10 protein-coding genes are annotated in these 10,580 nt (G+C 69.8%); 4 read left to right on the forward strand and 6 right to left on the reverse strand.

What is annotated here, in order from left to right; genetic code table 11:
* Positions 1–116 precede the first annotated feature (116 nt).
* The 3 genes from ACY34J_RS12895 (at position 117) to ACY34J_RS12905 (ending at position 1,374) form a co-directional block, all read left to right on the forward strand.
* Positions 117–491: a TM2 domain-containing protein gene (locus ACY34J_RS12895; RefSeq protein ID WP_462726554.1), complete on the forward strand. Its 375-nt coding sequence runs from the start codon at positions 117–119 to the stop codon at positions 489–491.
* Entirely contained in the window at positions 484–927 is a 444-nt protein-coding gene (locus ACY34J_RS12900; protein ID WP_462726555.1) for a DUF2752 domain-containing protein, read from the forward strand. The genes ACY34J_RS12895 and ACY34J_RS12900 overlap by 8 nt, the downstream gene beginning before the upstream one ends.
* A gap of 171 nt (positions 928–1,098) precedes the next feature.
* The gene (locus ACY34J_RS12905; RefSeq protein WP_462726556.1) at positions 1,099–1,374 is read left to right on the forward strand and encodes a TM2 domain-containing protein; all 276 of its coding nucleotides are present in this window, start codon (positions 1,099–1,101) and stop codon (positions 1,372–1,374) included.
* Between the two features lie 112 nt (positions 1,375–1,486).
* On the opposite strand, the gene ACY34J_RS12910 is transcribed toward ACY34J_RS12905, so the two are convergent.
* From ACY34J_RS12910 to bldG, 6 genes are all read right to left on the reverse strand, one after another.
* Entirely contained in the window at positions 1,487–1,684 is a 198-nt protein-coding gene (locus ACY34J_RS12910; RefSeq protein ID WP_462726557.1) for a hypothetical protein, read from the reverse strand.
* Between the two features lie 162 nt (positions 1,685–1,846).
* Positions 1,847–3,376 (reverse strand): DUF7059 domain-containing protein, encoded by a 1,530-nt coding sequence (locus ACY34J_RS12915; protein ID WP_462726558.1) that lies wholly within the window; start codon positions 3,374–3,376, stop codon positions 1,847–1,849.
* A 106-nt stretch (positions 3,377–3,482) separates the two neighbouring features.
* A complete protein-coding gene (locus tag ACY34J_RS12920; RefSeq protein WP_462726559.1) occupies positions 3,483–4,043 on the reverse strand; it encodes a small secreted protein in 561 nt (186 codons plus the stop codon).
* A 205-nt stretch (positions 4,044–4,248) separates the two neighbouring features.
* Entirely contained in the window at positions 4,249–6,642 is a 2,394-nt protein-coding gene (locus ACY34J_RS12925; RefSeq protein ID WP_462726560.1) for a sodium-translocating pyrophosphatase, read from the reverse strand.
* Between the two features lie 432 nt (positions 6,643–7,074).
* Positions 7,075–7,521 carry an ATP-binding protein gene (locus tag ACY34J_RS12930; RefSeq protein WP_462726561.1) on the reverse strand — a complete coding sequence of 149 codons (447 nt, stop codon included), beginning with the start codon at positions 7,519–7,521 and terminating at the stop codon, positions 7,075–7,077.
* Between the two features lie 135 nt (positions 7,522–7,656).
* Complete coding sequence (gene bldG, locus ACY34J_RS12935; protein WP_462726562.1) at positions 7,657–7,998, reverse strand: anti-sigma factor antagonist BldG; 342 nt, start codon at positions 7,996–7,998, stop codon at positions 7,657–7,659.
* Between the two features lie 54 nt (positions 7,999–8,052).
* Here bldG and ACY34J_RS12940 point away from each other — a divergent pair, with 54 nt between their 5' ends.
* Positions 8,053–10,494 carry a DEAD/DEAH box helicase gene (locus ACY34J_RS12940; protein WP_462726563.1) on the forward strand — a complete coding sequence of 814 codons (2,442 nt, stop codon included), beginning with the start codon at positions 8,053–8,055 and terminating at the stop codon, positions 10,492–10,494.
* Positions 10,495–10,580 lie beyond the last annotated feature (86 nt).

The raw sequence follows: 10,580 nt of genomic DNA on the forward strand, positions 1-10,580 counted from the left end.
ACGTCCCGGTCCCGGAGGCCGGCCGCCGGCCTGGGCTGGCAGGATGACGGACGAGGCGAACCTTCCTTGGTGCGCCTGGCATTTCGGTCCGTTTTACGCCTCAGGGGGTCCGTTCGATGTCCGACACGAATCCGTACGCGCAGCCGCAGAATCCGCATGGCCAGCCGGGCCCGCCCCCTGCCGGACCGTACGGCCAGCCGGCCTACGGCTACCCATACCTTGCCCCCGGCATGTACACCGGGGATCCCACCGCACCTTACGGCTACGACCCCTACGGCCGTCCATATTCCGACAAATCCAAGATCGTCGCGGGCATTCTGCAGTTCTTCGTCGGCACCTTCGGCGTCGGCCGCTTCTACACGGGGCACATAGGCATCGCGCTGGGCCAGCTGTTCACCTGCGGCGGCCTCGGGATCTGGGCGCTGATCGACGGCATCATCCTGCTGACCGGAAATCCCACCGATTCCGAGGGACGCGTTCTGCGTGGCTGAAGGGCCTGGGGCACCCCGGGGTGGGAGGGCGCTGTGGAGTGCGGCACGCCGGGCGGCCGCCCATCCGTCCGCGGCGCCTCTCGCGACGCTCGGAGCCGGGGCCGCGGGAGCCGCGTATCTGTGGGGGACGAATCCGCATGAGCCGGGTCACTGGCTGCCGCGCTGCCCGTTCAACTGGGCGACCGGACTGCTGTGCCCGGCCTGCGGTGGCACGCGTATGGCGTACGACCTGATGCACGGCGACGTCCTCGCGGCCTTCCACGACAACGCCGCGCTGTTCGTCCTCGGCCTTCCGCTCGCGGCCTGGACCTGCGGCCGCTGGCTGTTCGAAGGCCTGCGCGGCAGGCGCTACCGGCTCACACTGGGGCCGCGTGGCAATGCGGTGATCCTCGTCACCGCCGCGGTCTGGGCCGTCGTACGCAATCTTGTGGGCTGAGACCAACGGCGGTCGATCCGGAATATCACCATCCGGCGATCACCCGGGTCACTGCCCGATGACGATCTGGTTGACGGTGCAACCATGCCGGCCTGCCTGCGGTCACCTCTGTGCCGCTGTGTGATCACAGCGGTGTGGAACGTCCGCAAAGGTCAACAAGGAGCCTCCGAAGTGTCGAACCCCGCGACCCCCGCGTCCCCCGAAGCGCCGTTCGGCTACGCCCCCAACGGGCAGCCCTACTCCGACAAGTCCAAGGTCGTCGCCGGTCTGCTGCAGCTGTTCCTGGGCGGCCTCGGCATAGGGCGCTTCTACACCGGCCACACCGGCATGGCGATCGCCCAGCTGCTCACCTGCGGCGGCCTCGGCTTCTGGGCGCTGATCGACGCGATCATGTTCTTCGTCAGCAGCGAGCGCACCGACAGCCAGGGCCGGGTCCTGCGCGGCTGACGGCGGCTGTACGGGCGTCGGCTCGTCTGTACGACGCGTTGTGCGTGATGCGTGGCCCGCGTTCCGAGTGCCGGACGCGGGCCGCGGTCGGATGCGGGCCTGAGGGCCGCTGTCAGATCTGCAGCAGGACCCAGACGCCGGCGACCAGGAAAACGCATCCGAAGAGCACCGCCAGCGCTGCGCCCACAGGGCGGCTCACTCCGTACGCGACCGGCGCGTTGGCCCGGATGCGCGCCCCTGTCCAGAGCAGTAGCGCCGTACCGAACAGCACAAAAACCGTCCCGGCGAAGACAGCGGGAACACTCTCCAAGGCTCCAAACCCCCTTGTGCACGGCGCGCCCGCAGCACAGTGGCACCTGCCCACGGCGTAAGGGCGAACGACAGGTGAACGAGCGGGAACCACAGTGACCCCTGTGACCACAGTGACCGATGACGCACAGGGGTACGCAGTGGCGCCGGTCAGGAGAGCGGGCTACCGCACCGGCTCCAGGAAGCCCTGTTCCACCAGCAGCCGGATCGACTCGGGCGTACGGTCGCGCAGCAGCACCGGGTCCTCGCCGACCAGCTGGGCAATCGCGTCGAGGATGCGGCCGGCGCTGAGGGTGCCGTCGCACACCCCCGCGAAGCCCGCGCCGACCGTGTCCACCTTGGTCGCCCGCCGCATCCCGCGGTTCTGGCGCAACACCACGTGCTCGGGGTCCTCGGCGCCCGGCATCCCGACCTGCTCCTGCACCACCTCGTCGGCCAGCCTGAAACGAGCGGCGAGCAGCCCGGCGTCGTCGGTGTCCCGCAGGAAGTCCTCGCGCGCGAAGTGGGCCAGCACGGCCTCGCCGAGCGGCTGCTCGACAGGGTGCGGCCACTCCTCGGTGGTGATGGACGGCCGTTTTGAGCCGGACTTGCGCAGCGTGATCCAGCCGAAGCCGACGGCCTTGGTCTTGCGGGCCTCGAACTCCGCCAGCCAGGCGTCATAGCGCTCGGCATACCGCTCGCGGTCGCCCCGGTGGTCGCCGCTGTCGCGCAGCCACAGCTCGACGTACTGCGTGATGTCCTGGACCTCACGCTGCACGATCCACGCGTCACAGCCCGCCGGCACCCAGGCCGACAGCCGCTCCCGCCAGTCCTCTCCCTCCACGTGCTGCCAGTTGGCGAGCAGTTGGCAGTAGCCGCCGTCGGAGAGATGGCCGGCGGACCGCTGGACGAGTGTGCGGCACAGGTCGTCGCCACCCATCCCGCCGTCTCGGTACGTCAGCCGGGCGGAGGGCGAGATGACGAAGGGCGGGTTGGAGACGATCAGATCAAAGGTCTCGCCGCCGACCGGCTCGAAGAGCGAGCCCTTGCGAAGATCCGGCTCCGGCGCGCCGGACAGGGCGAGGGTGAGGCGGGCGAAACGCAGGGCGCGCGGATTGAGGTCGGTGGCCGTGACGCGGGTGGCGTGCTGGGCGGCGTGCAGTGCCTGGATGCCGGAGCCGGTGCCGAGGTCGAGGGCTCGCCCGACCGGCGTGCGGACGGTGATCCCAGCCAGGGTGGTGGACGCGCCTCCCACGCCCAGGACCAACTCGGAGCGGTCCACGCCGGCCGCCTCGGATGCGGTACCACCGGCGATCCCACCGGCCCCGCCGACCGCGCAGCCCAGGTCGGAGACGATCCACCAGTCCTCGCCCGCCGGCCCGCTGTACGGGCGCACGTCCATGCACGCGCGCACCTGAGCCCCGTCCTTCCGGAGCCAGCCGTCGGCGAGGCAGTCCTCGACCGGCAGAGCGGCCTGCGCCTGCTCGTACGGCACCGGGCGCTGCAGCAGAAAGAGCCGCACCAGCGTCTCGAGCGGGGAGCCGCCGCGGGTGGCGCGCAGGGCAGGGATGGTCTCGCTGCGGGCCAGTGCGGCGTAGGCGGACGCGCCGAGCAGGTCGAGCAGGCCGTCAGCGGTGAAGGCTGCCGCCTGCAGCGCGTCCCGCAGGCGGGAGGTGCGGTCGGCGTCGGGGGTGGGGAGGGTGTGCGTACTCACCGGACCATTGTCGGGTGCAGGCAACGGCCGCGGCCATGGCCCGCCACCTGTTCGGCGGGGCGGCGGGCCATGGCCGGTTGGTACCTCACGCAGTGGTGGGCGGCAGTCAGGACGCCTTCGCAGGCGAGGCGCTGGACCGCTGGCAGCCCGCCTGCTTGGCCATCGCCGCACCGATCTCGCCGGACTGCAGTTTCTTGACGGCGTTGTCGCCGACCCTGTTGACCTTGCCGAGGTCCTCCGCGACGCCCTTGAGCCCCTCGGCGAACTTGGCCTGATCCTTGACTGCCAGCTTGTCCACGGCCCGCTTCAGATCCGCGTACGCCTTGGAGGTGGCGTCGAGTTCCTTGACCGCCTCCTGCTGGGTCTGCTCGCCCTTGTCGACCGGCGGGACGCCCGCCTTCTCGACCGCGTCGGACATGGCCGCGTAGGCAGCGGAGATCTGCTGGAAGGCAGCCGAGTCGACCTTCTTGATTTCCGTCGGCTTGCCGTCCGCCGCCGTCGAGGTGATCGACTGGTTGGCGTCGGTGATCTTCTTCAGCTGCGGCTGGACGTCGTCGCAGACCTTCTTGGCGTAGTCGTTGACCTTGTTCTGGTTGTCGCCGCACCCGGACAGCGCCAGTACCAGTGCCGCACTTCCGCACACCGCGGCTACAAGCTTCTTGTTCACCGGATCGGTCCCTTCCATGGCTCTCGGCCCCGGAACTTACACGCCCGGCCGGTGGGGTTCGCGAGCTGATCATCCTTCCCGACGGCTATTGCGAGCATTTGCACCCTGTGGTGGACGACGCGTTCGCAGGCATGCGAAGGGGCGGACGGCACGCCCTTCGCGCGCCGCCCGCCCGGTGTTTGACGAGGTGTAAGGCCCCGTGCCGCTAGGACACGACGGCCGCGTCACCCGCCTTGGAAACCCGCTCGGAGTTGTCTTCGTCACCTACGGCGATTCCGCGCCGCTTCGAGACGTAGACGGCGGCGACGATGACCACCAGTCCGATCACGGCCACGAGCACGCGGATGCCGAGGTTGGACTGGTCACCGTAGGAGAACTTCACGACGGCCGGGGCGATCAGCAGCGCCACCAGGTTCATGACCTTCAGCAGCGGGTTGATCGCCGGGCCGGCGGTGTCCTTGAACGGGTCGCCGACCGTGTCACCGATCACCGTGGCGGCGTGCGCCTCGCTGCCCTTGCCGCCATGGTGCCCGTCCTCGACCAGCTTCTTGGCGTTGTCCCAGGCACCGCCCGAGTTGGCGAGGAAAACCGCCATCAGGACGCCGGTGCCGATCGCCCCCGCCAGGAACGAGCCGAGGGCGCCGATACCGAAGATGAAGCCGACAACGATGGGGGACATGACGGCGAGCAGGCCCGGGGTGGTGAGCTCACGCTGTGCGTCCTTGGTGCAGATGTCCACGACCCGGCCGTACTCCGGCTTCTGGGAGTAGTCCATGATCCCCGGCAGCTCACGGAACTGCCGCCGGACCTCGAAGACCACCGACCCTGCGGACCGCGACACCGCGTTGATCGCCAGTCCCGAGAAGAGGAAGACGACGGACGCGCCCAGGATCAGGCCGACGAGGTTGTTGGGCTGCGAGATGTCCAGACTCAGCCCCATCTGCCCGGCCTTCGCCTGTACGTCCGAGACCGCCGTGGCGATCGCGTCGCGGTAGGAGCCGAAGAGCGCCGAGGCGGCGAGCACCGCCGTCGCGATGGCGATGCCCTTGGTGATCGCCTTGGTGGTGTTGCCGACGGCGTCGAGGTCGGTGAGCACCTTGGCGCCCTCGCCGCGGACGTCGCCGGACATCTCGGCGATGCCCTGCGCGTTGTCGGAGACCGGGCCGAAGGTGTCCATCGCCACGATCACGCCGACGGTGGTGAGCAGGCCGGTCCCGGCCAGGGCGACCGCGAACAGCGCCAGCATGATCGAGCTGCCGCCGAGCAGGAACGCCCCGTAGACGCTGAGCCCGATCAGCACCGCCGAGTAGACCGCCGACTCCAGGCCGACCGAGATGCCGGACAGCACGACGGTGGCCGGTCCGGTCAGCGATGTCTTGCCGATGTCCCGGACCGGGCGCCGGTTGGTCTCGGTGAAGTAGCCGGTGAGCTGCTGGATCAGCGCGGCGAGCACAATGCCGATGGCGACCGCCACTAGCGCGAGGACCCTGGGGTCGCCCTCGTGCCCGAGGATGGCGGTGTCGGTGACACCGTCGAGGTCGCCGTACGAGGACGGCAGATAGATGAAGACCGCGGCGGCGACCAGCACCAGCGAGATGACCGCGGAGATGAAGAAACCACGGTTGATCGCGGTCATACCGCTGCGGTCGGCCCGCCGGGGGGCCACGGCGAAGATACCGATCATGGCGGTGATCACGCCGATCGCCGGGACGAGCAGCGGGAAGGCGAGACCGGAGTCGCCGAAGGCGACCTTGCCGAGGATCAGCGCGGCGACGAGCGTCACCGCGTACGACTCGAACAGGTCGGCCGCCATGCCCGCGCAGTCACCCACGTTGTCGCCGACGTTGTCCGCGATCGTGGCGGCGTTGCGCGGGTCGTCCTCGGGGATGCCCTGCTCGACCTTGCCGACGAGGTCCGCGCCAACGTCCGCGGCCTTGGTGAAGATGCCGCCCCCGACACGCATGAACATCGCGATCAGCGCGGCACCCAGACCGAAGCCCTCAAGCACCTTGGGCGCGTCGGCCGCATAGACCAGCACGACGCAGGAGGCGCCCAGCAGGCCCAGTCCCACGGTGAACATGCCCACTACGCCGCCCGTACGGAAGGCGATCTTCATTGCCTTGTGCGAGACCAGGGTGAGGTCCTTGGCCGGCTGACCCTCGCCGGGGGTGGCTTCGCGGGCGGCGGCCGCGACACGCACATTGCTGCGCACCGCAAGCCACATTCCGATGTAGCCGGTCGTCGCCGAGAAGGCCGCGCCGATCAGGAAGAACACCGAACGCCCGGCACGCTGGTTCCAGTCGTCGGCCGGCAGCAGCATGAGCAGGAAGAACACCACAATGGCGAATACGCCGAGGGTGCGCAGCTGGCGTGCGAGATAGGCATTGGCGCCCTCCTGCACAGCCGCGGCGATCTTCTTCATGCTGTCGGTGCCCTCGCCCGCGGCGAGCACCTGCCGGACCAGCGTCACGGCGACGCCGATCGCCGCCACCGCGACTGCCGCGATGACCAGCACGATCACGCGATTGTCCGTGGTGAGCACGGCGGCTGCGAGCGATGAGGAATGGTCCTGCTGGAGAGGGGTAAGAGGCCCCGCCATTCGTCCTCCTTGACGTTTGGCACATGGGCGCGCAGCAGTCCTTGCGGTCAAGAACAGCCGCCACGCTCAGGCGTCCTGAGCTCAAGATGTGGACGGATTGTAGGTACCTGGGCTAGATCGCAAAAGTGCGCGTGCCGCGCGATTTCGCCGGTACCAGCGAAGATCGAAAGGGGACGCTGCGGGAATTCCCCCGGAGGACGGAAAGCGCCCCCTGGACTGACAATCGGGGATGATATGTAAAACGATCTCGAGATGATCCGCCGAATGGTCTATGGGGATGATCTATGAGGTGATCTACGAGTTGATCTCCGGAGAGATCAGCGGGTGATCTGCGGGGAGATCCACGGAAGATCTCCACGTTCTGTGAAACCGCCTGCTGAGCGGGGCGTAGCGGTATGCGCCCGAGCGCTTTTCAGATGGTGACAGAACGTTCTAGGTAGTGACAGAGTCCGGGGTCGTCGGCCAGCTCATCCGGATGCGGCCACCGGACTCGGCGGTGGTCACCTCGACGTCGTCGACGAGCCCGCTGATGACCGCAAGGCCCATCTCGTCCTCCTCCTCGGTCGCGGCCCCGTCCACGCCGCCTTCCTCGTCTCCACCGGCTCCGGCGGCCGAGCCGCTGACGGTGTGCGGTGCGTGATCTCCGACCTCGATGGAGAACTTCTTCTCGTCCTCGATCAGCTCGACCCGCACCGGCTCGGTCACACCATGGCTGATGTGCAGCCCGACCGCGCGGGTGCACGCCTCGCCGACGGCCAGGCGCACCTCGTCGAGGGCGGCCTCGTCGACCCCGGCCCTTCGCGCCACCGCAGCCGCTACCAGCCGAGCCGTGCGAACGTGCTCGGGCAGGGCGCTGAACAGCAGCTCGACGGTGGCCATGCCATCCCCCTCGGTCGTACGGGCGTACATCGCAGGGGGCCGGGCCCCTACAGCCCGGTACCCCCCAAGAACTTCCTCCCTGTGCATCCCCCGCGCCGCGCGGCCGGGGGACTTTCACACGGGAACCGGTAGCCGTCAGTCGGTGGCCGCCACGGCTTCCTCGACCGAGCTGTGGATCGGGAACACCTTGGTCAGACCGGTGATTCGGAAGATCTTGAGAATGCGCTCCTGGTTGCAGACCAGGCGCAGGGAGCCCTCATGGGCACGCACTCGCTTCAGGCCACCGACCAGCACGCCGAGCCCGGTGGAGTCGAGGAAGTCGACTCCCTCCATGTCCACAACCAGGTGGTAGTTCCCGTCATTGACAAGCTCGACCAGCTGCTCGCGCAGCTTGGGCGCGGTGTATACATCAATCTCGCCACCGACCTCGACGACCGTGCGGTCGCCAACGGTCCGGGTCGACAGGGACAGGTCCACGGATCCTCCAGCACCTTGCATCGAGCGGTCGCCCCCCATGGATCGGCAGCCGCGATGGCATTCAATCACTTACGAGTAGGCGTGCACGACGCCTTGAGCCCATTGTCCGTCAGGCCAGTGACAGACTCGGTTCCGATGGCCGACGAACAACTCCCGCGTGTCGCGGGCATGCGCCCCTCCCCCCGCACGGTCCTGGACCGGCTGGCGGCCGGAGGTGACCGGGCTGCGCGCATCACTCATACGGAGCACTTGCCCCCGCGTACGGGCAGGCATGCGGACTGGCCCGAGCAGATCCGGCCAGAGGTGATCTCGGCCGTCTGCGGCGCGGGGATCGAGCGGCCGTGGGAGCACCAGGCACGTACGGTCGAGCACGCGCTGCGCGGGGAGTCCGTGGTGGTGGCCACCGGCACGGCTTCGGGCAAGTCCCTGGCCTATCTCGTGCCCGTACTCAGCGCCCTTCTCGACGGCTCGGAAGCGCCGAACGGGCGCGGGGCCACGGCCCTCTACCTCGCCCCGACCAAGGCCCTGGCAGCCGACCAGCGACGCGCCGTGGCAGAGCTGGCTGCCCCGCTGGGCAGTGCCGTACGGCCCGCGGTGTACGACGGCGACACTCCGGTCGAGGAACGCGAGTGGGTCCGCCAGTACGCGAACTACGCGCTGACCAACCCCGACATGCTGCACCGGGGCATCCTTCCGGCCCATGCCCGCTGGTCCTCCTTCCTGCGCGCCCTGCGCTATGTCGTCATCGACGAGTGCCACACCTATCGCGGCGTCTTCGGCTCGCACGTCGCCCAGGTCCTGCGCCGGCTCCGGCGGGTCTGTGCCCGCTACGGCTCCGAGCCGGTCTTCCTGCTCGCCTCCGCCACCGCGGCGGAGCCGGCCGAGGCGGCCGCCCGGCTCACCGGCCTGCCGGTGGCCGAGGTCACAGACGATGCCTCGCCGCGCGGCGAGGTCGTCTTCGCCCTGTGGGAGCCGCCGCTGACCGAGCTGCGCGGCGAGCAGGGGGCTCCGGTCCGCCGTACCGCCACCGCCGAAACCGCCGACCTCCTCACCGATCTCGCCGTGCAGGGCGTTCGCACGGTCGCCTTCGTACGCTCCCGGCGGGGCGCCGAGCTGATCTCCCTCATCGCGCAGGAGCGGCTGGCGGCCGTCGACCGCTCGCTGCCCCGGCGCGTCGCGGCCTACCGCGGCGGCTACCTCCCGGAGGAGCGCCGGGCACTGGAGCGCGCGCTGCACTCGGGCCGGCTGCTCGGCCTGGCCGCGACCACCGCCCTGGAACTGGGCGTGGACGTCTCCGGACTCGACGCCGTCGTACTGGCCGGGTATCCGGGCACCCGGGCCTCCCTGTGGCAGCAGGCGGGCCGGGCAGGCCGGGCAGGCCAAGGCGCGCTGGCCATGCTGGTGGCGCGCGACGACCCCCTGGACACCTACCTGGTGCACCACCCCGAGGCGCTGTTCCAGCGGCCGGTGGAGTCCACCGTCCTCGACCCCGACAACCCGTACGTGCTCGCCCCTCATCTGTGCGCCGCCGCGTCCGAACTTCCTCTGACCGAAACCGACCTGAAGCTCTTCGGCCCGGCCGCCCCGGAGCTGATACCGCAGCTCGAGCAGCGGAGGCTGCTGCGCCGTCGGGCCACCGCCTGGCACTGGCCGCACCGCGAGCGGGCGGTGGACCTGGCCGACATCCGCGGCGGGGGCGGCACCCCCGTCCAGGTCGTCGAGGCCGGGACCGGCCGTCTGCTGGGCACCGTGGACGCCTCCGCCGCGCACGCCACGGTGCACGAGGGTGCGGTCCACCTCCACCAGGGCCGTACCTATCTCGTCCGGGAGCTGGACCTGGAGGAGTCCGTCGCGCTGGTGGAGGAGGCGAGCCCGCCGTACTCCACCACCGCCCGCGACACCACGGCGATCTCCGTTCTGGAGACCACCACCGAGATCCCGTGGGGAGACGCGCGGCTGTGCTTCGGCTCGGTCGAGGTCACCAACCAGGTCGTCTCCTTCCTCCGCCGCAAACTCATCACCGGTGAGGTCCTCGGCGAGGCCAAGCTGGATCTGCCGCCACGGACCCTGCGCACGCGGGCCGTGTGGTGGACGGTCACCGACGACCAGCTGGACGACGCCCGCATCGGCCAGGAGCAGCTGCCGGGCGCCCTGCACGCCGCCGAGCACGCCTCGATCGGCATGCTGCCGCTGTTCGCCACCTGCGACCGCTGGGACATCGGCGGGGTGTCGGTCCCGCTGCACCCGGACACCCTGCTGCCCACGGTCTTCGTGTACGACGGCCACCCCGGCGGGGCGGGCTTCGCGGAGCGCGCCTTCCACACGGCGTACAGCTGGCTGCGCGCCACACGCGAGGCCATCGCGGCCTGCGAGTGCGAGTCCGGCTGTCCCTCCTGCATCCAGTCCCCCAAGTGCGGCAACGGCAACGATCCCCTGCACAAGCGGGCCGCCGTACGGCTGCTCACCACGCTTCTGGCGGGCGCGCCGGAGGACTAGTGCCACGTCAGCCAGGGTTTGCCTAGCGAGGTGACCTGGTGCGGTCAGCTGCAAGGCGCCGGATCGGCCTCGTAGTGGGCCTACTC

The sequence above is a fragment of the Streptomyces sp. HSS9-12 genome, assembly GCF_054963655.1.